Below are 23,017 nucleotides of genomic sequence, written 5' to 3' on the forward strand. Positions count from 1 at the left end.
GGGAGCCGCCGGGTGACGAACCTCGACACGAGCGACACGACCGAAGAACCGGGACCCGGCGGTTACGCGGCGGCCCGGCTGCTCCTCCTCCAGGAGAAGGAGCGGCCCGGGCCGCCGCGCCGTGCCGCCCTGGCCCGGCTCACCGACGACTGGCTGGCCGGCCTCTTCGCCGCCGCCGCACCGCCCCGCGGGACCGCCCTCGTCGCCGTCGGCGGCTACGGGCGCGCCGAACTCTCCCCGCGCAGCGACCTCGACCTCCTCCTGCTCCACGACGGCACCGCCGACAAGGCCGCCGTCGCCGCCCTCGCCGACCGGATCTGGTACCCCGTCTGGGACCTCGGGCTCGCCCTCGACCACTCCGTCCGCACCCCCGCCGAAGCCCGCGCCACCGCGGGCGACGACCTCAAGGCCCACCTCGGCCTCCTCGACGCCCGGACCGTCGCCGGCGACGCCGGGCTCGTCGCCGCCCTGCGCACCACCGTCCTCGCCGACTGGCGCAACCAGGCACCCCGGCGCCTCCCCGAGCTCGACGCCCTCTGCCGGGAGCGCGCCGAACGCACGGGGGAGCTGCAGTACCTCCTCGAACCCGACCTCAAGGAGTCCAGGGGCGGACTCCGCGACGCCCAGGTCCTCCGCGCCGTCGCCGCCTCCTGGCTCGCCGACGCCCCCCGCGAAGGCCTCGACGTCTCCCGCCGCCGGCTCCTCGACGCCCGCGACGCCCTCCACCTCGCCACCGGCCGCGCCACCGACCGGCTCGCCCTCCAGGAACAGGACGCCGTCGCCGCCGAGCTCGGCCTCCTCGACGCCGACACCCTGCTCCGCGAGGTGTACGAGGCCGCCCGGACCATCTCGTACGCCACCGACGTCACCTGGCGCGAGGTCAACCGCGTCCTCAAGGCCCGCTCCGCCCGCCCCCGCCTCCGCACCCTCCTGGGCCGGGGAGGCGGCGCGAAGCCCTCCGTCGAACGCACCCCGCTCGCCGAGGGCGTCGTCGAGATGGACGGCGAGGCCGTCCTCGCCCGCGGGGCCCGGCCGGAACGCGACCCCGTCCTGCCCCTGCGGGCCGCCGCCGCGGCCGCCCAGTCCGCCCTCCCGATCTCCCCGCACGCCGTACGCCGCCTCGCGGCCGCCGCCAGGCCCCTCCCGGTGCCCTGGCCCGCCGAGGCGCGCGAGGAACTCGTCACCCTCCTCGGCGCGGGCGAGGCCACGGTCCCCGTCTGGGAGGCCCTGGAGGCCGAAGGCATCGTCACCCGGCTCCTGCCCGACTGGGAGCGCGTCCGCTGCCGGCCCCAGCGCAACCCCGTCCACACCTGGACCGTCGACCGGCACCTCGTCGAGACCGCCGTACGCGCCTCCTCGCTCACCCGCCGCGTCAGCCGCCCCGACCTCCTCCTCGTCGCCGCCCTCCTCCACGACATCGGCAAGGGCTGGCCCGGCGACCACTCCGTCGCCGGCGAGACCATCGCCCGCGACCTCGCCGCCCGCATCGGCTTCGACCGCACCGACACCGCCGTCATCGCCACCGCAGTCCGCCACCACCTGCTCCTCGTCGAGACCGCCACCCGGCGCGACCTCGACGACCCCGCCACCGTCCAGTCCGTCGCCACCGCCGTCGGCACCCTCGGCACCCTGGAGCTCCTGCACGCCCTCACCGAGGCCGACGCCCTCGCCACCGGCCCCGCCGCCTGGTCCTCCTGGCGCGCCTCGCTCGTGTCCGACCTGGTCAAACGGGTCGCCGGCGTCCTCGCGGGGGAGGAGCCCCCGGACCCGGAGGCCGCCGCGCCCAGCGCCGAACAGGAACGGCTCGCCATCGAGGCGCTCCGGACCGGCGAGCCCGTCCTCGCCCTGCGCACCGAACCGGTCGTCCCCGACGGCGCCGAAGAACCCCAGGAGCCCGAGCCCGTCGGCGTCGAACTCCTCGTCGCCGTGCCCGAGCGGCCCGGCGTCCTGCCCGCCGTCGCCGGCGTCCTCGCCCTGCACCGCCTCACCGTCCGCGCCGCCGACCTGCGCGCCGTCTCCCTGCCCCGCGACCTCGGCGACGGCCCCGTCCTCGTCCTCGACTGGCGGGTCGCCGCCGAGTACGGCTCGCTGCCCGAGGCCGCCCGCCTCCGCGCCGATCTCGTCCGCGCCCTCGACGGCTCCCTCGACATCCCCGCCCGCCTCGCCGAACGCGAGGCCGCCTACCCCCGCCGCCGGGGCCTGGCGGCCCCGCCGCCCCGCGTCACCGTCGCCGCCGCCGGCTCCCGCCTCGCCACCGTGATCGAGGTCCGCGCCCAGGACGCCCCGGGCCTGCTCCACCGCATCGGCCGGGCCCTGGAGGGCGCGGCGGTCCGGGTGCGCAGCGCCCACGTCTCCACCCTGGGCGCCAACGCCGTCGACACCCTGTACGTGACCCGTCCGGACGGCAGCCTCCTCCCGGACGAGGAGGCGATCGACCTGGCCCGCACGCTGGAGGAGGCGCTGCGCTGAGACCCTGATCCGCACCGCCCGCCCGCGCCGGATTCGGCGGGCGGGGGCACACACTTCGAGCGGCCCGATACCCTGGAGGGCAATCCGACCGCCCCCGACACCGAGGATCCGCGACCGCCGTGTTCGATACCCTCTCCGACCGCCTTGCAGCGACCTTCAAGAACCTCCGCGGCAAGGGCCGTCTGTCCGAGGCGGACATCGACGCCACCGCGCGCGAGATCCGTATCGCGCTGCTCGAAGCGGATGTCGCCCTGCCGGTCGTCCGCGCCTTCATCAAGCAGGTCAAGGAGCGCTCGCTGGGCGCGGAGGTCTCCCAGGCCCTCAACCCCGCCCAGCAGGTCATCAAGATCGTCAACGACGAGCTGATCTCGATCCTGGGCGGCGAGACCCGCCGGCTGCGGTTCGCCAAGACCGCGCCGACCGTGATCATGCTCGCCGGTCTCCAGGGTGCGGGTAAGACCACCCTCGCCGGAAAGCTCGGCGTCTGGCTGAAGAGCCAGGGGCACTCGCCGCTGCTCGTCGCCTGCGACCTCCAGCGCCCCAACGCCGTCAACCAGCTCTCCGTCGTCGCCGACCGCGCCGGCGTGGCCTTCTACGGCCCGCAGCCGGGGAACGGCGTCGGCGACCCGGTCCAGGTCGCGAAGGACTCGATCGAGTACGCGCGGACCAAGCTGTACGACGTCGTCATCGTCGACACCGCCGGCCGCCTCGGCATCGACCAGGAGCTGATGCAGCAGGCCGCGGACATCCGCGACGCCGTCAGCCCCGACGAGGTCCTCTTCGTCGTCGACGCCATGATCGGTCAGGACGCGGTCAACACCGCCGAGGCCTTCCGCGACGGCGTCGGCTTCGACGGCGTCGTGCTCTCCAAGCTCGACGGCGACGCCCGCGGTGGTGCCGCGCTCTCCATCGCGCACGTCACCGGCAAGCAGATCATGTTCGCCTCCAACGGCGAGAAGCTGGACGACTTCGACGCGTTCCACCCGGACCGCATGGCGTCCCGCATCCTCGGCATGGGCGACATGCTCTCCCTCATCGAGAAGGCGCAGCAGACCTTCGACGAGGAAGAGGCCGCCAAGATGGCCTCGAAGCTCGCCTCGAAGAAGGGCGAGGGCTTCACGCTCGACGACTTCCTGGCGCAGATGGAGCAGGTCCGCAAGATGGGCTCCATCTCCAAGCTGCTCGGGATGCTGCCCGGCATGGGCCAGATGCGGGAGCAGATCGCCAACATCGACGAGCGCGAGGTCGACCGCATCGGCGCCATCATCAAGTCGATGACCCCGGCCGAGCGCCAGGACCCGACCATCATCAACGGCTCCCGCCGCGCCCGTATCGCCAAGGGTTCCGGCGTCGAGGTCAGCGCGGTCAAGGGCCTGGTCGAGCGGTTCTTCGAGGCCCGCAAGATGATGTCCCGCATGGCGCAGGGCGGCGGCATGCCGGGGATGCCGGGCATCCCGGGCATGGGCGGCGGCCCCGGCCGGCAGAAGAAGCAGGCCAAGCAGGCCAAGGGGAAGCGCAAGAGCGGCAACCCGATGAAGCGGAAGGCCGAGGAGCAGGCCGCGGCCGAGCGCCGCGAGCAGGCGCAGGCGGGCGGCGCGTTCGGTCTCCCGGCGGCGGGGCAGACCCCCAAGGACTTCGAGCTCCCGGAGGAGTTCAAGAAGTTCATGGGCTGATCGGTCCGACATGAGGGGCCCGGGGCGGTGTGAAACCGCCCCGGGCCCCTTTTCATCCCTCCGGACTGCTCGCGGTGCCCGCTTCGTCCCGCTCTTCGATACTGGGACCACTGCCTCCCCGAGGAGGGCCACGTGGCCAACCCCGTACCCCCGCGCGACCGGACCGATCAGCCCTGGCGCTCGGAAGGGGCCCCGCCGCCCCCGTCGCCGAAGAAGAGGATGCCGGGAGGCTGGGGCGGCCTCATCCTCACCGCCCTCGTCGTGTACCTGATCGCCAACCTCGTGCTGTCGTTCTTCAACGAGGGCGACGGGCCGACGATCTCGTACACCGAGTTCGACAAGCAGGTCGCGGCGGGGAACGTCACCAAGATCTACTCCAAGGGCGACGCGATCCAGGGGCAGCTGAAGAACAAGCAGCCCGTCCCCGACGGCGAGGGCGACTACACCAAGTTCCAGACCCAGCGGCCGGCCTTCGCCGACGACGACCTCTGGGCGCAGCTGACCAAACAGAACGTCGTCGTCACCGCCCGGCCCGTCGTCCAGGAGCGCAGCTTCCTCGCCAACCTCCTGATCTCGCTGGCTCCGATGCTGCTGCTCGTCGTGCTGTGGGTGTTCATCGCCCGCCGGATGAGCGCGGGCATGGGCGGCGCGGGCGGCATGCTCGGCCGCAAGCAGCCGCCGAAACCGGTCGAGCTGGAGGGCGGCAAGCGCACCACCTTCGAGGACGTCGCCGGCATCGACGAGGTCGAGGGCGAGCTCAACGACGTCGTCGACTTCCTGAAGAACCCGCAGGCCTACCGCGAGATGGGCGCCAAGATGCCCCGCGGCGTGCTCCTCGCGGGGCCTCCCGGCACCGGCAAGACCCTGCTGGCCAGGGCCGTCGCGGGCGAGGCCGGAGTGCCGTTCTTCTCGGCCTCCGCCTCCGAGTTCATCGAGATGATCGTGGGCGTCGGCGCCTCCCGCGTCCGCGAGCTGTTCGCCGAGGCCCGCAAGGTCGCCCCCGCGATCATCTTCATCGACGAGATCGACACCATCGGCCGGGCCCGGGGCGGCGGCTCCGGGATGGGCGGGCACGACGAGCGCGAGCAGACCCTCAACCAGATCCTCACCGAGATGGACGGCTTCACCGGCTCCGAGGGGGTCATCGTCCTCGCCGCCACCAACCGCGCCGACGTCCTCGACCCGGCCCTCACCCGGCCGGGCCGCTTCGACCGGATCGTCCACGTCAACCCGCCCGACCGGGGAGGCCGCGAGGCCATCCTGAGGATCCACACGCGGGAGATCCCGCTCGCCCAGAACGTCGACCTGGAGCACGTCGCCCGGACCACCCCCGGCATGACCGGCGCCGAGCTCGCCAACCTCGCCAACGAGGCCGCCCTCCTCGCGGTCAAGCGCGACCAGAAGGCCGTCACCCAGTCCGATCTGTCCGACGCCCTGGAGAAGGTCCAGCTCGGCGCCGAACGTCCCCTCGTGATGCCCCTGGAGGAGCGGCGCCGGACCGCGTACCACGAGAGCGGGCACGCCCTGCTCGGCATGCTCCAGCCCGGCGCCGACCCGGTCCGCAAGATCACCATCGTGCCGCGCGGCCGGGCCCTCGGCGTCACCCTGTCGACCCCCGACGCCGACAAGTACGCCTACACCGAGGACTACCTGCGCGGCCGGATCATCGGCGCCCTCGGCGGGATGGCGGCCGAGCAGGTCGTCTTCGGCGTCGTCACCACCGGCGCCGAGAGCGACCTCGAACAGGTCACCAACATCGCCCGGGGCATGGCGGGCCGCTGGGGCATGAGCGAACGCGTCGGCCGCCTCACCGCCATCCCGAGCGACGCCCAGCAGGCCTACGGACTCTCCGCCGCCCCCACCACCCTCGACACCGTCGACGAGGAGATGCGCCGCATCGTCGACGAGTGCTACGAGAGCGCGGTGCGGCAGCTCCGCGAGCACCGCGACCAGCTGGAGGCCCTGGCCGAGGCCCTCCTCGCCAACGAGACCCTGGAGGAGGACGCGGCCTACCGCGCGGCGGGCATCGTGCGCCGGAGGGCGGGGGAGGGGGAGGGGGAGGACTGAGGGAGGGGCCGGATCCCGGATCCCGGATCCCGGATCCCGAATTCCGGAGCCGGCGTCCCGGCTCCGGACCTGACGGACTACGGCACCCTGGTGACCACGTACCGGAAGACGTTCGGCATCCACACCGTCCCGTCCGGGCGGACGTACGGGGCGAGCGCCTCCTCGATCTCCTTCTCCACCTGCGAGGGCTCCGTCGCGCGGACGGCCTCGTCGAAGGCGCCCGTCGACAGCAGCCCGCGCACCGCGCTGGCCCCGTCCGCGTACCCGAAGGGGCAGGCCACCCGGCCCGATCCGACCGGCCGCAGTCCCGCCCCGACCACCAGGGCGCCCAGGTCGGTCCCCGGGGCGGGCCCGCGGTCCGCGAGCCTGGCCGCGACCCGCAGCACCGGCTCCGTGGCGCACCGCTCCGGCGGCCCCCAGTCGGCGAGGACGACGGCGGTGCCCGATTGGGCCGTACGGGTGAGTGCCCGGAGCTCGGGGAGGATCCCGTCCGTCGCGTGGAAGGCCGTGATCACGTCGTACGGCAGGTCCTCCGGGGGCTCCTCCGTGACCGCGACGCCCTCCGGCAGCCGCTCCCGCGCCAGCTCCACGCGCGCGTGGTCCCGGTCCACGCCGGCGACCCGCGCTCCCCGCGCCGCGGCCATCAGGAGGGCCAGGCCGGAGCCGCAGCCCAGGCCGAGCAGCCGGGAACCCGCGCCCACGTCGAGGCGGTCGTACACCGCCTCGTAGAGCGGGACCAGCATCCGTTCCTGGATCTCGGCCCAGTCGCGCGCGGGGTGGTGCGGGACGAGCGTAGGTGTCATGGAAAGCGCCCCAATCCGTACGTGGACGACAGCCCCCCGTAGTCAGGGAACTGCGCATCCCGGGCCGCGTCCAGTGGTCGCGCCGGACCATTCGCCCGGAGGAGGGCGGTGCGCCGCCTTGCGTGTGGACCCGGTAGTGTGCTCGCCACGGTTTCCCGGGCCGATCCCGCCCCTTCGGGGGCGCGCGCACCGCGGCCACGCGCCGGGGCGTATGCGCCACTAAGCACCGGCTTGACGTGCCCTGCGGCACTCCTCCGCAGATCGGGGCACTGGCCCCGCGTCGGGACACATCAAGGGCAACTGACGGGTACGTGCAAAATATTTGGGATGCCCCGGAATGGAACCCGGGGGCACTTCGGCTCGTTGTACGCGACGTGAGCACGACACCACCTGTTCTCGCCGCAGAGCTGGCACAGGCGTGGGCCGACATTCAGCGGCACCACCCCGAGCTGCCCGATCTTGCCGCGCCCGAGTCCCTGATCGGAGAGTCCTCGTCCGCCTGCGGCGCCGAACTCTCCTTCGAAAGACTGCTCCACGAGGCAGTCCACGGCATCGCCGCCGCCCGAGGTGTCCGCGACACCTCCCGCGCCGGCCGCTACCACAACCGCAGATTCCTCGCGATCGCCGAGGAGATGGGCCTCGACCATCCCGAGGAGCCGCACGCCAGCAGCGGCTTCTCCCTGGTCACGCTCAATCCCGAGGCCAGGCGCCGCTACCGGCCCACCATCGAACGGCTCCAGCGCGCCCTCAAGGCGCACACGGTCGCCACGGCCGCCGACACCAAGCGCTCCTTCCGCGGACCGGCCGCCCGGCACGGCTCCTCGGGCGGCGGCGTGCGCGTCAAGGCCGTCTGCGACTGCGGGCGGAACGTGCGCGTGGTGCCGTCGGTGCTCGCCCAGGCCCCGATCGTCTGCGGCGGTTGCGGCAAGCCCTTCCGCATCCCCGAGACAGTGGGCGCCGCCAACTGAGTCGGCGGCGTGTGGCACAATGGCTAGCTGTACTCGACAGTCGCATAGGACCCCTCTCTCCTCCGGCTGACGCGTCCATCGGGCATCCGAGTACCGCAACCCCACGTGGCATCTCAAGTGCCCAACCACGTCAAGACCAGGAGACACCACTCCAGTGGCAGTCAAGATCAAGCTCAAGCGCCTCGGTAAGATCCGCCAGCCGCACTACCGCATCGTCGTCGCCGACTCGCGCACCCGTCGTGACGGTCGCGCGATCGAGGAGATCGGCCTCTACCACCCGACGTACAACCCGTCGCGTATCGAGGTCGACTCCGAGCGTGCGCAGTACTGGCTGTCCGTCGGCGCCCAGCCGACCGAGCCGGTTCTCGCCATCCTGAAGCTCACCGGCGACTGGCAGAAGCACAAGGGTCTGCCGGCCCCCGAGAAGGCTCTGCTCGTCCCCGCCACGAAGGAGGCGAAGCGCGCCTCGTTCGACGAGTTCGCGAAGACCCTCGAGGGCGGCGACGACAAGGGTGAGGCCATCACCCCGAAGGCCAAGAAGGCCGACAAGAAGGCGGACGAGGCCGAGGCCGCGTCCACCGAGTCGACCGAGGCCTGATCATGCTCGAGGAGGCTCTCGAGCACCTCGTGAAGGGCATCGTCGACAACCCCGACGAGGTGCAGGTCGCCTCGCGCAACCTGCGCCGGGGCCGCGTGCTGGAGGTCCGGGTCCACCCCGACGACCTCGGCAAGGTGATCGGCCGCAACGGCCGCACCGCGCGTGCGCTGCGCACCGTCGTGGGTGCCATCGGCGGCCGGGGGATCCGCGTCGACCTCGTCGACGTGGACCAGGTCCGCTGAGCAGGTCGGCAGCATCACCTTAGTTGTGCCGGCACGGGCCGGGGAGGGCTGAAGAGCCCGCCCCGGCCCGTTGTCGTACGTACGAGCTGTGTGACAGGAGAGTGTGGAGCAGTGCAGTTGGTAGTCGCGCGGGTCGGCCGCGCCCACGGCATCAAGGGCGAGGTCACCGTCGAGGTGCGGACGGACGAGCCCGAGCTCAGGCTCGGCCCCGGCGCCGTCCTGCTCACCGACCCGGCCTCCGCCGGGCCGCTGACCATCGAGACCGGGCGCGTCCACAGCGGCCGGCTGTTGCTGCGCTTCGAGGGCGTCCGCGACCGCACCGGCGCCGAGGCCCTGCGCAACATCCTCCTCATCGCCGAGGTCGACCCCACCGAGCTGCCGGAGGAGGAGGACGAGTACTACGACCACCAGCTGATCGACCTGGACGTCGTCCTCGCCGACGGCACCGAGATCGGCCGGATCACCGAGATCTCCCACCTGCCCTCGCAGGACCTCTTCATCGTCGAGCGCCCCGACGGCACCGAGCTGATGATCCCCTTCGTCGGGGAGATCGTCACCGAGATCGACCTGGAGGAGCAGCGGGCCGTGATCGACCCGCCGCCCGGCCTGATCGACGACCGCGCCGAGATCGTCTCCTCCCGGGACGACGGCGACGCCTCCGAGGGCGAGGGCGAGGAGACGGCATGAGGCTCGACGTCGTCACGATCTTCCCCGAGTACCTGGAACCGCTGAACGTCTCCCTCGTCGGCAAGGCACGCGCGCGTGGACAGCTCGACGTCCATGTGCACCACCTGCGCGACTGGACGTACGACCGGCACAACACGGTGGACGACACCCCCTACGGCGGCGGTCCCGGCATGGTCATGAAGACCGAGCCCTGGGGCGACGCGCTCGACCAGACGCTCGCCGACGGCTACGAGGCCGGCGCGCACGGCCCGGTCCTCGTCGTCCCGACCCCCAGCGGCCGCCCCTTCACCCAGGAACTCGCCGTCGAGCTCTCCGAGCGGCCCTGGCTGATCTTCACGCCGGCCCGCTACGAGGGCATCGACCGCCGGGTCATGGACGAGTACGCGACCCGGATGCCGGTCTACGAGGTCTCCATCGGCGACTACGTCCTCGCCGGCGGCGAGGCGGCCGTCCTCGTCGTCACCGAGGCCGTCGCGCGCCTGCTGCCCGGCGTCCTCGGCAACGCCGAGTCCCACCGGGACGACTCCTTCGCCCCCGGCGCCATGGCCAACCTCCTGGAGGGCCCCGTCTACACCAAGCCCCCCGAGTGGCGCGGCCGGGCCATCCCCGACGTCCTCCTCAGCGGGCACCACGGCAAGATCGCCCGCTGGCGGCGCGACGAGGCCTTCCGGCGCACCGCGGCCAACCGGCCCGACCTCATCGAACGCTGCGACCCCGCCGCCTTCGACAAGAAGGACCGCGAGGTCCTCTCGATGATGGGGTGGGCGCCCGAGCCCGGCGGCCGATTTTGGCGCAAGGTCGAGGGCGTGGAAGAATAGGCCGCTGTCGTCCGTCCGGCGCGCGCCCCTGCCACAGGGGGAACGACGCCGCCGGAGACGTACGACGCCCCGAATCATTCGAACGTACCGCTGATGACCTGTGGCATCAGCGAGGAAAGAGACCTCCATGGCCTCCCTGCTCGACCAGGTCAACGCGGGTTCGCTCCGCTCCGACCTCCCCGCCTTCCGTCCCGGCGACACCGTGAACGTCCACGTGCGCGTCATCGAGGGCAACCGCTCCCGCATCCAGCAGTTCAAGGGTGTCGTCATCCGCCGTCAGGGCTCGGGCGTCTCCGAGACCTTCACGGTCCGCAAGGTCTCGTTCTCCGTCGGCGTCGAGCGCACCTTCCCGGTGAACTCCCCGATCTTCGAGAAGATCGAGCTCGTGACCCGCGGTGACGTCCGTCGCGCCAAGCTCTACTACCTGCGCGAGCTGCGCGGCAAGGCTGCCAAGATCAAGGAGAAGCGCGACCGCTGAGCCCCGGCTCCCGGCACGCCCCACGCTTTCGATTCCCCGCACGGACAGGCCGGATAGGCTTTGCCGGCGATGGACACCGAAGCACAGCACACGGAGCGCGATCCCTCTTCCGACACGGAGGAGGGGTCGCGCTCCGCGCGCGTTCCCGACGACTCCGGGCGCGAAGGGCCCGCGGGGCCCGCGGCGGCCGAAGGGCCCCTGGAGTCCGCGGCGGCCGAGGAACCCCTGGAGTCCGCGGCGGCCGAAGAGCGGCGCCCCGGCCCCTCCTGGCGGCGCACCGCCCTCGTGGGCGGCGCCTGCGTGGCCTTCCTGCTGCTCCTGAGCCACTTCGTCATCCAGCCGTTCCTGATCCCCAGCGGCTCCATGGAGCCGACGCTCCAGGTCGGCGACCGGATCCTCGTGAACAAGCTGGCGTACCGTTTCGGCAACGAGCCCGCCCGGGGCGACGTCGTCGTCTTCGACGGCACCGGGTCCTTCGTGGACGAGCAGCCCCGTGACAATCCGGTCACCGGACTCCTGCACGACGGGGCGGCCGCCCTCGGCCTCGCCGAGCCGGACGAGACCGACTTCGTGAAGCGGGTCGTCGGCACCGGCGGCGACCGGGTCGTCTGCTGCGACAAGGACGGCCGGATCACCGTCAACGGCGTCCCCGTCGAGGAGCGGTACGTGATGCTCGGCGACCGCCCCTCCAGCGTGCCCTTCGACATCGTCGTCCCGCCGGGCAGGCTCTGGGTGATGGGCGACCACCGCAGCCAGTCCAGCGACTCCCGCGACCACCTCGGCAGCGCCGGCGGCGGCATGGTCCCCGTCGACAGGGTCGTCGGCCGCGCCGACTGGATCGCCTGGCCCTTCGGCCGCTGGTCCACCGTGCCCGGCACCGACGCCTTCGCCGCCGTACCGGCCCCGCCGGCCGGCGGACACGGAGCGGGGCCCCATGGGTAGCCGGGGCCGTCCGCCCGGCGGGCCCGCCGCCGGGCAGGGCGCGGCCCTGCCCGGACGGGCCGAGCGCCGCAGACTCGCCCGGAAGGTCAAGCGGCGCCGGCAGCGCTCCGCGATCCGGGAGATCCCGGTCCTGATCACGGTGGCCGTGCTCATCGCGCTCGTCCTCAAGACCTTCCTGGTCCAGGCGTTCGTCATCCCCTCCGGCTCCATGGAGCAGACGATCCGGATCGACGACCGGGTCCTCGTCGACAAGCTCACGCCCTGGTTCGGCTCGCACCCGCAGCGCGGCGACGTCGTCGTCTTCAAGGACCCCGGCAACTGGCTCCAGCAGGAGGCCGCGCCGGCCGCCGACGACCCGATCGGCGTCAAGCAGTTCAAGCAGGCCCTGACCTTCATCGGCCTGCTGCCCTCGGCCGACGACCGCGACCTCATCAAACGGGTGGTCGCCGTCGGCGGCGACACCGTCCGCTGCTGCGGCGAGGACGGGCGGATCAGCGTCAACGGCGTGCCGCTCGACGAGCCGTACCTGCATCCCGGGAACCCGCCGTCGAAGATCCCCTTCGAGGTGAAGGTCTCGCAGGGCCGCGTCTTCGTCATGGGCGACCACCGCTCCGACTCGGCCGACTCGCGCTTCCACCTCGACGAGAAGGACCACGGCACCGTCTCCGAGGAGCAGGTCGTCGGGCGTGCGGTGGTGATCGCCTGGCCCTTCGGGCACTGGCGCACACTGGAACAGCGGGAGACGTTCTCCGCCGTGCCGGACGGCGGAGCCGGTGCCGGGACCGCGTCAGGTCCGTCGCATAGTGTGTCCTCGCGCAATCTGAACGGATTGCCCGGGCTCCCGACCCCTGCGGAACTTCTGCTCGTTATGGGAGTGGTGGGCCTGTCCCTGACCCGGGGCCGGCGTTCGCACGGACTGAGGAGTGGATGTGGGGGATTTGGCCGTCGGCGCACGATCCGGACACGATGAGCCGGAGAAGAGGGCCGGCGGGGCCTTCGGCGAGGACACGACGGGTGGCGACGTGAAGGGTGACGAGCAGGCGCGGCCGCCGGGCGACGGGACGCCGGGCGACGGCGACGACGAAGCGGTCCGCGGGCCCGGCAGGCCCCCGAAGAAGCAGCGTTCCTTCTGGAAGGAGCTGCCCCTCCTCGTCGGCGTCGCCCTGGTGCTCGCCCTGCTGATCAAGACCTTCCTGGTGCAGGCGTTCTCGATCCCCTCGGAATCGATGATGAACACCCTCCAGAAGGGCGACCGGGTGCTCGTCGACAAGCTGACCCCCTGGTTCGGCTCCGAGCCCGAGCGCGGCGAGGTCGTCGTCTTCCACGACCCGGGCGGCTGGCTGGAGGGCCAGGAGGCGCCCCGGCCGAACGTGGTGCAGAAGTTCCTCAGCTTCATCGGCCTCATGCCCTCCGCCGAGGAGAAGGACCTCATCAAGCGCGTCATCGCGGTCGGCGGCGACACCGTCTCCTGCAAGGAGGGCGGCAAGGTCGTCCTCAACGGCGTGGCGCTGGACGAGAGCGCGTACCTCGCCCCCGGCGCGGTGCCCTGTCAGGACTCCTTCGGCCCGATCAAGGTCCCCGAGGGCCGGATCTGGGTCATGGGCGACAACCGGCAGAACTCGCTGGACTCCCGCTTCCACCAGCAGCTCCCCGGCGGCGGCACCGTCTCGAACGACGAGGTCGTGGGCCGTGCCGTCGTGATCGCCTGGCCGGTCACCCGCTGGGCCACGCTCCCCGTGCCCGACGTCTTCGACCAGCCCGCGCTCAACAAGGCCATGGCCGCCGTCCCCGCCGGAGCGGCCGGTCTCGCCGGAGCGCTCCCGCTGGTGCTGTGGCGCCGGAAGAAGCAGGCCGCACGGCATACCGCCGAGTAGCGACCCGCGGGTAGGGTGCCGTCCCGGACCGTCGACAGACCCGCGGTCCGCCGACAGACCTGCGGGGTGCGCACATGAGCGGAACCATACGGACCAAGGGCGGCCGCGGCCGCCTCGGCAGCGTGCTGTCGGGGCTGGCCGTGGCCGTCGGCTGTGTGCTCTTCCTCGGCGGGTTCGTCTGGGGGGCCGTGCTCTACCAGCCGTACACCGTCCCCACCGACTCCATGACCCCGACGCTCGACGTCGGGTCCAAGATCCTCGCCCAGCGGATCGACGGCGACGAGGTGCGGCGCGGTGACGTCGTCGTCTTCACGGACCCCCTCTGGGGCTCCTCGCCCATGGTCAAGCGGGTCGCCGCCGTCGGCGGCGACACCGTCGCCTGCTGCGACCGGGACGGGCGGCTCACCGTGAACGGCGAGCCCGTCGACGAGCCGTACCTGCGGCCCGGACCCGGCGGCCGCACGGTCGCCTCGGGCCAGGAGTTCTCCGTGACCGTCCCCCGGGGCAACCTCTTCCTGCTCGGCGACGACCGGCACACCTCGCTCGACTCCCGTACGCACATGGAGGAGGCCGGCCAGGGTTCCGTGCCCCGTTCCACGGTCGTCGGCAGGGTCGACGCCGTCGTCTGGCCCGCGAAGGGGCTCCTGGAGCCGCCCACGGGCTTCGCCGGCCTCCCGGGCGGCATCTCGCGGCCGGGCCCCTTCAAGGCACTCCTCACGGCCGTCGCGACCGGCACCGCCCTGATCCTCGTGGGGGCGGCGTACGGACCGGTGGCGGGCCGCCTGACCCGCCGGTCCGCCGGGCCGCGGCCCGGCGCGCGCGAGAAGGTGGGGGCATGACGGACGCGGAGACCTCGGGGCCGGGGCCCTCGGCGGACCGGGGCCCCGTACCGGAAGCGGACTCCGGACGGCGGCGGGTCGCGCGCGTCGTCCTGCTCGACCCGGACGACCGCATCCTGCTCCTGCACGGCCACGAACCCGACGACCCGGACGACGCCTGGTGGTTCACCCCCGGCGGCGGCGTGGAGGGCGACGAGACCCGGGAGGAGGCGGCGCTGCGCGAACTCGCGGAGGAGACCGGCATCACCGAGGTCGACCTCGGCCCCGTGCTCTGGAAGCGGTACTGCTCCTTCCCCTTCGACGGGCGCCGCTGGGACCAGGACGAGTGGTACTACCTGGCCCGCGTCCGGGGGACGGAGGCCGTACTCCGGCCGCAGGCCCTCACGGAGCTCGAGACCCGGAGCCTCGCGGGGCTGAGATGGTGGACCTCCGCCGAACTGTCGGCGGCCCGTGAGACGGTGTACCCGACCAGACTCGCCGAGTTGCTGCGCACGCTGCTCGACGAGGGACCTCCGGGTGCGCCGGTGGTTCTCGCCCCGGAAATCGTTTAGGGGCGCGTACGACTGGCGCACAATAGGGGGACGCACGGCTGAAGGGGAACATGCCATGAGCGCCGAGGACCTCGAGAAGTACGAGACCGAGATGGAGCTGAAGCTCTACCGGGAGTACCGCGACGTCGTCGGGCTGTTCAAATACGTGATCGAGACCGAGCGACGCTTCTACCTCACCAACGACTACGAGATGCAGGTGCACTCGGTGCAGGGCGAAGTGTTCTTCGAGGTCAGCATGGCCGACGCCTGGGTCTGGGACATGTACAGGCCCGCCAGGTTCGTCAAGCAGGTCCGCGTCCTGACCTTCAAGGACGTGAACATCGAGGAGCTCAACAAGAGCGACCTCGAACTCCCCGGCAGCTGAGGCCGCCCCCCCGCCCCACCCGCAGAAACCACCCTCAGGGGTGACCGGGTTCTCCACAGCCCCCGGCCCGTCCACAGCGCCGCACGCGGTCCACCGGGCTCCGTCACATTCGGTGACGGAGGTGGTACCCCATGAACAGGACCCAAGCCCTCGGACGGTACGGGGAGGAGCTGGCGACCCGCCGGCTCACCGCGACCGGCATGCACGTCCTCGCCCGCAACTGGCGCTGCGGCCGGACCGGCGAGATCGACATCGTCGCCCGCGACGGCGACACCCTCGTCATCTGCGAGGTCAAGACCCGACGCGACGGCCCCTACGAGCACCCGATGGCCGCCGTCACGCCCCGCAAGGCCGAGCGGCTCCGCCGCCTCGCCGCCTGCTGGCTCGACCGCAACGACACCCCGGCCCCCGCCGGCGGCGTCCGCATCGACCTCGTCGGCATCGTCCTGCCGCGCAAGGGCGCCCCCGTCCTCACCCACGCCCAGGGGGTGGCCTGATGGGATTCGCCCGCACCTGCTCCGTCGCCCTCGTCGGCGTCGAGGGCGTCGTCGTCGAGGTCCAGGCCGACCTCGAACCGGGCGTCGCCGCCTTCACCCTCGTCGGCCTCCCCGACAAGAGCCTCAGCGAGAGCCGCGACCGGGTCCGCGCCGCCGTGGTCAACTCCGGCGCCGAATGGCCCCAGAAGAAGCTGACCGTCGGCCTCAGCCCGGCCTCCGTCCCCAAGGGCGGCAGCGGATTCGACCTGGCCGTCGCCGCCGCCGTGCTCGGTGCCGCCGAGCGGATCGACCCGCGGGCCATCGCCGACCTCGTCCTCATCGGCGAACTCGGCCTCGACGGACGCGTCCGGCCCGTCCGGGGCATCCTGCCCGCCGTCCTCGCCGCCGCCGAAGCCGGATACGGCCAGGTCGTCGTCCCCGAACAGACCGCCGGCGAGGCCTCGCTCGTCCCCGGCGTCTCCGTCCTCGGCGTCCGCACCCTCCGCCAGCTGATCGCCGTCCTCACCGACGAACCCGTCCCCGACGAGGAAGCCGACGAGAAAGGCCGGCCCGACGCCATGCTCGCCGGCCTCCTCGTCCCCGGCGCCGGCATCGGCACCGGACTCGCCGCCGCACCCGCCGAAGGGCCCGACCTCGCCGACGTCGCCGGCCAGCACCGGGCCCGCCTCGCCCTGGAGGTCGCCGCGGCGGGCGGCCACCACCTGCTCCTCTCCGGCCCGCCGGGCGCGGGGAAGACCATGCTGGCCGAGCGCCTCCCCGGCATCCTCCCGCCCCTCACCCGACAGGAGTCCCTGGAAGTCAGCGCCGTCCACTCCGTCGCCGGCATCCTCCCGCCCGGCGAGCCCCTCGTCCGCCGCGCCCCCTACTGCGCACCCCACCACTCCGCGACCATGCAGTCCCTCGTGGGCGGCGGGAACGGCCTCCCCAGGCCCGGCGCGGTGTCCCTGGCCCATCGTGGCGTCCTGTTCCTGGACGAAGCCCCGGAGTTCTCCGGCAAGGCCCTCGACGCGCTCCGCCAGCCCCTCGAATCCGGGCACGTCGTCATCGCCCGAGCCGCCGGCGTCGTCCGCCTCCCCGCCCGCTTCCTCCTCGCCCTCGCCGCCAACCCCTGCCCCTGCGGCCGGCACACGCTGTACGGCGCCGGATGCGAATGCCCCGCCTCCCTCGTCCGCCGCTACCAGGCACGGCTCTCCGGACCCCTGCTCGACCGCGTCGACCTCCGCGTGGAAGTCGAACCCGTCACCCGCGCCGACCTCCTCGGACAGGGCGGCCGGGGCGAGACCACCGCCGTCGTCGCCGCCCGGGTCCACGAGGCCCGGACCAGGGCCGCCGCCCGCCTCGCCGGCACCCCCTGGAGGGTGAACAGCGAGATCCCCGGACACGAGCTCCGCACCCGCCACCTCGCCGCCCCCGGAGCCCTCGCCACCGCCGAGCGCGACGTCGAGCGCGGACTGCTCACCGCCCGCGGCCTCGACCGGGTCCTCCGCGTCGCCTGGACCGTCGCCGACCTCGCCGGACACGACCGGCCCGACAGCCAGGACGTCGCCCTCGCCCTCGAACTGCGCACCGGCGTCGCCCGCGGCGTGCCCGTCGGAGCGGGGGAGCGCGCATGACCACCGAGCCCACTCCCACGACCCCGGCCGCCCCGACCAGCCCCACCGTCCCGGCCGCCCCGAGCGCTCCCGCCGCCCCGACCACTCCCACCGCCCCGAGCGCCCCCACCGAGGAGCACCTGGCCCGCGCCACCCTCAGCCGCGCCGTCGAGCCCGGCGACGAACACGCCGGCCGGTGGCTCCGCCGGTACGGCGCCACCGGCTTCCTCGACCGCCTGCTCCGCGCCGGGGACGACACCTCCCCCTTCCCCGGCACCGGAGCCGAGCGCGTCGCCTCCTGGCGACGACGCGCCACCGCCGCCCGCCCCGCCCACGACCTCGACACCGTCCACGGCCTCGGCGGCCGCTTCCTCGTCCCCGGCGACCCCGAATGGCCACGTCAACTCGACGACCTCGGAGACGCCCGCCCCCTCGGCCTCTGGGTCCGCGGCCCGGCCGACCTGCGCACCTGGGCCCTGCGCTCCGTCGCCCTCGTCGGCGCCCGCGCCTGCACCCCGTACGGCGCCCACACCGCCGCCGACCTCGCCGCCGGTCTCAGCCGAAAGGGCTGGGTCGTCGTCTCCGGAGCCGCCTACGGCATCGACGGCGCCGCCCACCGGGGCGCCCTCGCCGCCGACGGCGCCACCGTCGCTGTCCTCGCCTGCGGCGTCGACACCCCCTACCCCCGCGGCCACGACCGGCTCATCCGGCGCATCGCGGAACAGGGCCTCGTCGTCGGCGAGTTGCCGCCCGACAGCCACCCCACGCCCAGCCGCTTCATCCTCCGCAACCGCGTCATCGCCGCCCTCACCCGGGGCACGGTCGTCGTCGAGGCCCGGCACCGCAGCGGCTCCCTCGTCACCGCACGCGCCGCCGGGCGCCTCGGCCGCCACACCATGGGCGTCCCCGGCCCCGTCACCAGCGCACTCTCCGCCGGCGTCCACGAGCTCCTGCGCGGCGACGCCACCCTCGTCACCGACGCCGACGAGATCGTCGAACTCGTGGGCGACATCGGCCAGCTCGCCCCCGCGCGCCGGGGCCCCGTCCTGCCCCGCGACCTGCTCGCCCCCGCCGCCGCGCACGTCCTCGAAGCGCTCCCCGCCCGCGGCCCCACACCCACCACCGTCATCGCCCGCCGCGCCGGAACCACCCCCGACGACACCCTCGCCAAGCTGTACGAACTCCACTCGCTCGGCTTCGTCGAGCGGTACGGGGAGGGATGGAGGTTGACGAACACCGCCACAGAAGCGTCGAACGCGCGGCGAGGCGGTCCTTGACCTGGAGCATTCGGGTGAAAGGGTGATGGAGATGAACAACCGAGTTCTCTCGGCCGCGTCCGGGGGGCCGACACGCGCCACGGCCCCGGTTCGAAGACGTGGTCGACGGCGTCCACCCGGAGCGGCGCGATCCGCCGGTGTTCGCACACCGCGACAGTCCACTCACGCTACGCTCACCAGGATTCCCTCCAGGACACCCGCACCGACACACCCGACAGCAGAACGGCTCAAGGCAACGCATGCCCCAGCACACCTCCGGGTCTGACCGCGCTGCGGTGCCCCCAGCAGCCCGGGGCACCGTGCGGCCGTCCGCACCGACCTCACTCGACGAGCTGTGGCGCTCGTACAAGGACACCGGCGACGAGCGGCTGCGGGAGCAGCTGATCCTGCACTACTCGCCGCTCGTCAAATACGTCGCCGGACGGGTCAGCGTGGGGCTGCCGTCCAACGTGGAGCAGGCCGACTTCGTCTCCTCCGGGGTCTTCGGCCTCATCGACGCCATCGAGAAGTTCGACGTCGAGCGCGCGATCAAGTTCGAGACGTACGCCATCACCCGCATCCGCGGCGCCATGATCGACGAACTCCGCGCCCTGGACTGGATCCCGCGCTCGGTCCGCCAGAAGGCCCGCAACGTCGAGCGCGCCTACGCCACCCTCGAGGCCCAGCTCCGGCGCACCCCCTCCGAGAGCGAGGTCGCCGCGGAGATGGACATCACGCTGGAGGAACTGCACGCCGTCTTCAGCCAGTTGTCCCTGGCGAACGTGGTCGCCCTGGAGGAGCTGCTGCACGTCGGAGGCGAGGGCGGCGACCGCCTCTCCCTCATGGACACCCTGGAGGACACGGCCGCCGACAACCCCGTCGAGGTCGCCGAGGACCGAGAGCTGCGCCGACTGCTCGCCCGCGCCATCAACACGCTCCCCGAACGGGAGAAGACCGTCGTCACGCTCTACTACTACGAGGGCCTGACCCTCGCCGAGATCGGCCACGTCCTCGGCGTCACCGAGAGCCGCGTCAGCCAGATCCACACCAAGTCCGTCCTGCAGCTCCGCGCGAAGCTGGCCGACGTCGGCCGCTGACCTTGCGCCCGGTCGTACAGTGGAGCCGTGCCCAGGATTCGAGCGGCCTCGGTGGCCGAGCACCGGACGATGCAGCGCGGCGCCCTCCTGGACGCCGCGCGTTCCCTGCTGTCCGAGGGGGGTACGGAGGCGCTGACCTTCCCCGCCCTCGCCGAGCGCACGGGCCTGGCCCGCTCGTCGGTCTACGAGTACTTCCGGTCCCGCGCCGCCGTCGTGGAAGAGCTCTGCGCCGTCGACTTCCCCGTCTGGGCCGCCGAGGTCGAGGCCGCCATGGCCGGCGCCGAGACGCCGCGCGGCAAGGTCGAGGCGTACGTCCGCACCCAGCTCGGCCTCGTCGGGGACCGGCGCCACCGGGCCGTCGTCGCCATCTCGGCGAGCGAACTGGACGACGGCGCCCGCGAGAAGATCCGCGCGGCCCACGGCGGCCTCGTCGCCATGATCGTCGAGGCCCTCGCCGCCCTGGGCCAGCCCCAGCCCCGCCTGGGCGCCATGCTCCTCCAGGGCGTCGTCGACGCCGCCGTCCGCCGCATCGAGCTCGGCGCGGCCGAAGACCCCGCGGACATCGCCGAGGCGGCGGTCACGATGGCCCTCCACGGCGTCGCCGGCCCCCGGGCCTGATCGACGGGGCGCCCCCCGGCCGATCGGCCGGGTGCCCCTCGACCGGCAGGGCGTCCCTCAGCCGGCGGGGAGCGGAAGCAGGCGCGACGGGGCCCTTCTCGTCAAGAGGAGGGGGTTCAGGTACTCCTCGCCCCTGAGGAGACCCCAGTGGAGGCAGGACACGGGGCAGTGGGCGCCCTCCGCGACCCGGGCGATCGGCGTGCCCGGCGACACCCGGGTCCCGGGCCGCACCAGCGGGGCCACCGGGCCGAAGGTCGTGCGCAGCGGGGGAGCGCCCGTGCCCGACAGGGTGAGGGTGACGACGCCGCGGCCGCCCACCGGGCCCGCGAAGGTGACCGTGCCCGCGGCCGGGGCGAGCACCGGGGCGCCCGGGGGCGCGGCGAGGTCGACACCGCGGTGACCGGCGGCGTACGGGCCGGCCGGGGGGAGCCAGCCGCGGAGGATCTCCGGCGGGGGCGGGCCCACCGGCCACAGGAGGGCCAGGGCGAGGAACAGGGTCGTCAGAGGCATGGGGGAAGGCTCCCCCGGCCGCCCGGGGCCCGAGAGGCACGGCCGGCATCTGTGGATCGTTCGCCCGTTGTGGACAGCGCCGTCACCCAGTGCTCCCGGGGTCCCGTACACTTCCTATGGCGACTCGGGTCACCGGGTCGACTTCGCACGCCCCGCCACCTGTCTCTCAGGCGGGTGGCAGCGCCTTTCGGTCCCTCTGGGGCATGGCGCGCCGGGGCGTCAGGAACACAAAACCGAGAAAACCAAGGAGATGGCCATGGCCGTCGTCACGATGCGGGAGCTGCTGGAGAGCGGCGTCCACTTCGGTCACCAGACCCGTCGCTGGAACCCGAAGATGAAGCGCTTCATCTTCACCGAGCGCAACGGCATCTACATCATCGACCTGCTCCAGTCGCTGTCGTACATCGACCGCGCCTACGAGTTCGTCAAGGAGACCGTCGCGCACGGCGGCTCCATCATGTTCGTCGGTACGAAGAAGCAGGCCCAGGAGGCCATCGCCGAGCAGGCGACGCGTGTCGGCATGCCGTACGTCAACCAGCGTTGGCTCGGTGGCATGCTCACCAACTTCTCCACCGTCTACAAGCGTCTGCAGCGCCTCAAGGAGCTCGAGCAGATCGACTTCGAGGACGTCGCCGCCTCGGGTCTCACCAAGAAGGAGCTCCTGGTCCTCTCCCGCGAGAAGGCCAAGCTGGAGAAGACCCTCGGTGGTATCCGCGAGATGCAGAAGGTGCCCAGCGCCGTCTGGATCGTCGACACCAAGAAGGAGCACATCGCCGTCGGTGAGGCGCGCAAGCTCCACATCCCGGTCGTCGCGATCCTCGACACCAACTGCGACCCCGACGAGGTCGACTACAAGATCCCGGGCAACGACGACGCGATCCGCTCCGTCACCCTGCTCACCCGCGTGATCGCCGACGCCGTCGCCGAGGGCCTCATCGCCCGCTCCGGCGCCGCGACCGGCGACTCGAAGCCGGGCGAGAAGGCCCAGGGCGAGCCGCTCGCCGAGTGGGAGCGCGACCTGCTCGAGGGCGAGAAGAAGGCCGACGAGGCCGCCGAGGCCCCCGCCGCCGAGGCCGCCCCGGCCGAGGCCGCCGCCGAGGCTCCGGCCGCGGACGCCGAGCAGGCCTGACCCTCCAGGACCTTCGGGTGACGACGGCGGGGGCCCACGAAGCCCCCGCCGTCCACCCGTGGACCCGCCCGATCTTTCAGACTTCGAGAGAGAAACAGACTCATGGCGAACTACACCGCCGCTGACGTCAAGAAGCTCCGCGAGCTCACCGGCGCCGGCATGATGGACTGCAAGAAGGCCCTGGACGAGGCCGACGGCAACGTCGACAAGGCCGTCGAGGCGCTCCGTATCAAGGGTCAGAAGGGCGTCGCCAAGCGCGAGGGCCGCTCTGCCGAGAACGGCGCCGTGGTCTCCCTCATCGCCGACGACAACACCTCCGGCGTCCTCGTCGAGCTGAAGTGCGAGACGGACTTCGTCGCCAAGGGTGACAAGTTCCAGGCCGTCGCCGCCGAGCTGGCCAAGCACGTCGCCGCCACCGCTCCGGCCGACATCGAGGCCCTGCTCGCCTCCGAGATCGAGGCCGGCAAGACCGTCCAGGCGTTCGTCGACGAGGCCAACGCCAACCTCGGCGAGAAGATCGTCCTCGACCGCTTCGCGCAGTACGCCGACGGCTTCGTCTACGCGTACATGCACCGCACGATGCCGGACCTCCCGCCGCAGATCGGTGTCCTCGTCGAGTTCGACAAGGCCGACGCCGACGTCGCCAAGGGTGTCGCCCAGCACATCGCCGCCTTCGCGCCGAAGTACCTCACCAAGGAGGACATCCCGGCCGAGGTCGTCGAGTCCGAGCGTCGCATCGCCGAGGAGACCACCCGCGCCGAGGGCAAGCCCGAGGCCGCGATCGCCAAGATCGTCGAGGGTCGCGTCAACGGCTTCTTCAAGGACGCCACGCTGCTCGGCCAGCCGTACGCCCTGGACAACAAGAAGTCCGTCCAGAAGGTCCTGGACGAGGCCGGTGTCACCCTGAAGCGCTTCACCCGCATCAAGGTCGGCATCTGAGTCCGT

At 72.8% G+C, this 23,017-nt stretch carries 24 protein-coding genes; 22 read left to right on the forward strand and 2 right to left on the reverse strand.

From position 1 onward, the window contains the following. Nucleotides 1-12 precede the first annotated feature (12 nt). The 3 genes from ACFYUZ_RS24435 (at nt 13) to ftsH (ending at nt 6,209) form a co-directional block, all read left to right on the forward strand. On the forward strand, nt 13-2,469 hold the full coding sequence (locus ACFYUZ_RS24435; protein WP_389312523.1) for a [protein-PII] uridylyltransferase: 2,457 nt from the start codon (nt 13-15) through the stop codon (nt 2,467-2,469). A 119-nt stretch (nt 2,470-2,588) separates the two neighbouring features. After that, nucleotides 2,589-4,142 carry a signal recognition particle protein gene (ffh, locus tag ACFYUZ_RS24440; protein WP_389312525.1) on the forward strand — a complete coding sequence of 518 codons (1,554 nt, stop codon included), beginning with the start codon at nt 2,589-2,591 and terminating at the stop codon, nt 4,140-4,142. Between the two features lie 132 nt (nt 4,143-4,274). Next, on the forward strand, nt 4,275-6,209 hold the full coding sequence (ftsH, locus tag ACFYUZ_RS24445; RefSeq protein WP_389312527.1) for an ATP-dependent zinc metalloprotease FtsH: 1,935 nt from the start codon (nt 4,275-4,277) through the stop codon (nt 6,207-6,209). A 77-nt stretch (nt 6,210-6,286) separates the two neighbouring features. Here ftsH and ACFYUZ_RS24450 read toward each other — a convergent pair whose 3' ends face one another. Continuing rightward, nucleotides 6,287-7,012 carry a methyltransferase domain-containing protein gene (locus ACFYUZ_RS24450; protein ID WP_389312529.1) on the reverse strand — a complete coding sequence of 242 codons (726 nt, stop codon included), beginning with the start codon at nt 7,010-7,012 and terminating at the stop codon, nt 6,287-6,289. Between the two features lie 374 nt (nt 7,013-7,386). On the opposite strand from ACFYUZ_RS24450, the gene ACFYUZ_RS24455 reads away from it, so the two are divergent. From ACFYUZ_RS24455 to ACFYUZ_RS24535, 17 genes are all read left to right on the forward strand, one after another. Further along, complete coding sequence (locus ACFYUZ_RS24455) at nt 7,387-7,980, forward strand: hypothetical protein (protein WP_030690647.1); 594 nt, start codon at nt 7,387-7,389, stop codon at nt 7,978-7,980. A 154-nt stretch (nt 7,981-8,134) separates the two neighbouring features. Beyond that, nucleotides 8,135-8,578: a 30S ribosomal protein S16 gene (rpsP, locus tag ACFYUZ_RS24460; RefSeq protein WP_015036470.1), complete on the forward strand. Its 444-nt coding sequence runs from the start codon at nt 8,135-8,137 to the stop codon at nt 8,576-8,578. A 2-nt stretch (nt 8,579-8,580) separates the two neighbouring features. Continuing rightward, nucleotides 8,581-8,820 (forward strand): RNA-binding protein, encoded by a 240-nt coding sequence (locus ACFYUZ_RS24465; protein ID WP_020868149.1) that lies wholly within the window; start codon nt 8,581-8,583, stop codon nt 8,818-8,820. A gap of 111 nt (nt 8,821-8,931) precedes the next feature. Then, nucleotides 8,932-9,507, forward strand: coding sequence for a ribosome maturation factor RimM (gene rimM, locus ACFYUZ_RS24470; RefSeq protein ID WP_389312531.1), 576 nt, complete (start codon nt 8,932-8,934; stop codon nt 9,505-9,507). Continuing rightward, the gene (gene trmD / locus ACFYUZ_RS24475) at nt 9,504-10,325 is read left to right on the forward strand and encodes a tRNA (guanosine(37)-N1)-methyltransferase TrmD (RefSeq protein ID WP_030690643.1); all 822 of its coding nucleotides are present in this window, start codon (nt 9,504-9,506) and stop codon (nt 10,323-10,325) included. Before rimM ends, trmD begins: the two co-directional genes overlap by 4 nt. Nucleotides 10,326-10,452: 127 nt before the next feature. After that, on the forward strand, nt 10,453-10,803 hold the full coding sequence (rplS, locus tag ACFYUZ_RS24480; protein WP_015036473.1) for a 50S ribosomal protein L19: 351 nt from the start codon (nt 10,453-10,455) through the stop codon (nt 10,801-10,803). A 69-nt stretch (nt 10,804-10,872) separates the two neighbouring features. Then, nucleotides 10,873-11,745, forward strand: coding sequence for a signal peptidase I (lepB, locus tag ACFYUZ_RS24485; protein WP_389312533.1), 873 nt, complete (start codon nt 10,873-10,875; stop codon nt 11,743-11,745). After that, entirely contained in the window at nt 11,738-12,715 is a 978-nt protein-coding gene (lepB, locus tag ACFYUZ_RS24490) for a signal peptidase I (RefSeq protein WP_389312535.1), read from the forward strand. The genes lepB (ACFYUZ_RS24485) and lepB (ACFYUZ_RS24490) overlap by 8 nt, the downstream gene beginning before the upstream one ends. After that, entirely contained in the window at nt 12,684-13,619 is a 936-nt protein-coding gene (gene lepB / locus ACFYUZ_RS24495) for a signal peptidase I (protein ID WP_389312657.1), read from the forward strand. The genes lepB (ACFYUZ_RS24490) and lepB (ACFYUZ_RS24495) overlap by 32 nt, the downstream gene beginning before the upstream one ends. 74 nt (nt 13,620-13,693) lie before the next feature. Continuing rightward, nucleotides 13,694-14,458, forward strand: a complete 765-nt coding sequence (gene lepB / locus ACFYUZ_RS24500) for a signal peptidase I (protein WP_389312537.1) — start codon at nt 13,694-13,696, stop codon at nt 14,456-14,458. Next, nucleotides 14,455-15,009: an NUDIX hydrolase gene (locus ACFYUZ_RS24505; protein WP_389312539.1), complete on the forward strand. Its 555-nt coding sequence runs from the start codon at nt 14,455-14,457 to the stop codon at nt 15,007-15,009. Before lepB (ACFYUZ_RS24500) ends, ACFYUZ_RS24505 begins: the two co-directional genes overlap by 4 nt. 55 nt (nt 15,010-15,064) lie before the next feature. Next, on the forward strand, nt 15,065-15,373 hold the full coding sequence (locus ACFYUZ_RS24510) for a DUF2469 domain-containing protein (protein WP_005311352.1): 309 nt from the start codon (nt 15,065-15,067) through the stop codon (nt 15,371-15,373). A 131-nt stretch (nt 15,374-15,504) separates the two neighbouring features. Continuing rightward, nucleotides 15,505-15,870, forward strand: coding sequence for a YraN family protein (locus tag ACFYUZ_RS24515; protein ID WP_389312541.1), 366 nt, complete (start codon nt 15,505-15,507; stop codon nt 15,868-15,870). Then, the gene (locus ACFYUZ_RS24520; protein WP_389312543.1) at nt 15,870-17,483 is read left to right on the forward strand and encodes a YifB family Mg chelatase-like AAA ATPase; all 1,614 of its coding nucleotides are present in this window, start codon (nt 15,870-15,872) and stop codon (nt 17,481-17,483) included. The genes ACFYUZ_RS24515 and ACFYUZ_RS24520 overlap by 1 nt, the downstream gene beginning before the upstream one ends. Further along, nucleotides 17,480-18,739, forward strand: coding sequence for a DNA-processing protein DprA (gene dprA, locus ACFYUZ_RS24525; RefSeq protein WP_389312545.1), 1,260 nt, complete (start codon nt 17,480-17,482; stop codon nt 18,737-18,739). The genes ACFYUZ_RS24520 and dprA overlap by 4 nt, the downstream gene beginning before the upstream one ends. A gap of 239 nt (nt 18,740-18,978) precedes the next feature. Further along, nucleotides 18,979-19,815 carry an RNA polymerase sigma factor WhiG gene (whiG, locus tag ACFYUZ_RS24530; RefSeq protein ID WP_190159812.1) on the forward strand — a complete coding sequence of 279 codons (837 nt, stop codon included), beginning with the start codon at nt 18,979-18,981 and terminating at the stop codon, nt 19,813-19,815. 51 nt (nt 19,816-19,866) lie between these two features. After that, the gene (locus ACFYUZ_RS24535; RefSeq protein ID WP_389312659.1) at nt 19,867-20,433 is read left to right on the forward strand and encodes a TetR/AcrR family transcriptional regulator; all 567 of its coding nucleotides are present in this window, start codon (nt 19,867-19,869) and stop codon (nt 20,431-20,433) included. Between the two features lie 57 nt (nt 20,434-20,490). Here ACFYUZ_RS24535 and ACFYUZ_RS24540 read toward each other — a convergent pair whose 3' ends face one another. Continuing rightward, nucleotides 20,491-20,943 (reverse strand): M23 family metallopeptidase, encoded by a 453-nt coding sequence (locus ACFYUZ_RS24540; protein WP_389312547.1) that lies wholly within the window; start codon nt 20,941-20,943, stop codon nt 20,491-20,493. Between the two features lie 256 nt (nt 20,944-21,199). Here ACFYUZ_RS24540 and rpsB point away from each other — a divergent pair, with 256 nt between their 5' ends. Both rpsB and tsf read left to right on the forward strand, forming a co-directional pair. Beyond that, the gene (rpsB, locus tag ACFYUZ_RS24545) at nt 21,200-22,072 is read left to right on the forward strand and encodes a 30S ribosomal protein S2 (protein ID WP_369146779.1); all 873 of its coding nucleotides are present in this window, start codon (nt 21,200-21,202) and stop codon (nt 22,070-22,072) included. Nucleotides 22,073-22,174: 102 nt separating this feature from the next. Further along, nucleotides 22,175-23,011: a translation elongation factor Ts gene (gene tsf, locus ACFYUZ_RS24550; protein ID WP_389312549.1), complete on the forward strand. Its 837-nt coding sequence runs from the start codon at nt 22,175-22,177 to the stop codon at nt 23,009-23,011. Nucleotides 23,012-23,017: the final 6 nt, after the last annotated feature.

This window comes from Streptomyces sp. NPDC004266, assembly GCF_042874095.1.
Classification (GTDB): domain Bacteria; phylum Actinomycetota; class Actinomycetes; order Streptomycetales; family Streptomycetaceae; genus Streptomyces.

Bases quoted from the DNA above. Each gene is read 5' to 3' on its own strand.
- ACFYUZ_RS24450 (WP_389312529.1), bottom strand. From the start codon at position 7,012: ATGACACCTACGCTCGTCCCGCACCACCCCGCGCGCGACTGGGCCGAG.
- ACFYUZ_RS24465 (WP_020868149.1), top strand. From the start codon at position 8,581: ATGCTCGAGGAGGCTCTCGAGCACCTCGTGAAGGGCATCGTCGACAAC.
- trmD (WP_030690643.1), top strand. From the start codon at position 9,504: ATGAGGCTCGACGTCGTCACGATCTTCCCCGAGTACCTGGAACCGCTG.
- rplS (WP_015036473.1), top strand. From the start codon at position 10,453: ATGGCCTCCCTGCTCGACCAGGTCAACGCGGGTTCGCTCCGCTCCGAC.
- lepB (WP_389312533.1), top strand. From the start codon at position 10,873: ATGGACACCGAAGCACAGCACACGGAGCGCGATCCCTCTTCCGACACG.
- lepB (WP_389312535.1), top strand. From the start codon at position 11,738: ATGGGTAGCCGGGGCCGTCCGCCCGGCGGGCCCGCCGCCGGGCAGGGC.
- lepB (WP_389312537.1), top strand. From the start codon at position 13,694: ATGAGCGGAACCATACGGACCAAGGGCGGCCGCGGCCGCCTCGGCAGC.
- ACFYUZ_RS24505 (WP_389312539.1), top strand. From the start codon at position 14,455: ATGACGGACGCGGAGACCTCGGGGCCGGGGCCCTCGGCGGACCGGGGC.
- ACFYUZ_RS24510 (WP_005311352.1), top strand. From the start codon at position 15,065: ATGAGCGCCGAGGACCTCGAGAAGTACGAGACCGAGATGGAGCTGAAG.
- ACFYUZ_RS24515 (WP_389312541.1), top strand. From the start codon at position 15,505: ATGAACAGGACCCAAGCCCTCGGACGGTACGGGGAGGAGCTGGCGACC.
- ACFYUZ_RS24520 (WP_389312543.1), top strand. From the start codon at position 15,870: ATGGGATTCGCCCGCACCTGCTCCGTCGCCCTCGTCGGCGTCGAGGGC.
- dprA (WP_389312545.1), top strand. From the start codon at position 17,480: ATGACCACCGAGCCCACTCCCACGACCCCGGCCGCCCCGACCAGCCCC.
- whiG (WP_190159812.1), top strand. From the start codon at position 18,979: ATGCCCCAGCACACCTCCGGGTCTGACCGCGCTGCGGTGCCCCCAGCA.
- ACFYUZ_RS24540 (WP_389312547.1), bottom strand. From the start codon at position 20,943: ATGCCTCTGACGACCCTGTTCCTCGCCCTGGCCCTCCTGTGGCCGGTG.
- rpsB (WP_369146779.1), top strand. From the start codon at position 21,200: ATGGCCGTCGTCACGATGCGGGAGCTGCTGGAGAGCGGCGTCCACTTC.
- tsf (WP_389312549.1), top strand. From the start codon at position 22,175: ATGGCGAACTACACCGCCGCTGACGTCAAGAAGCTCCGCGAGCTCACC.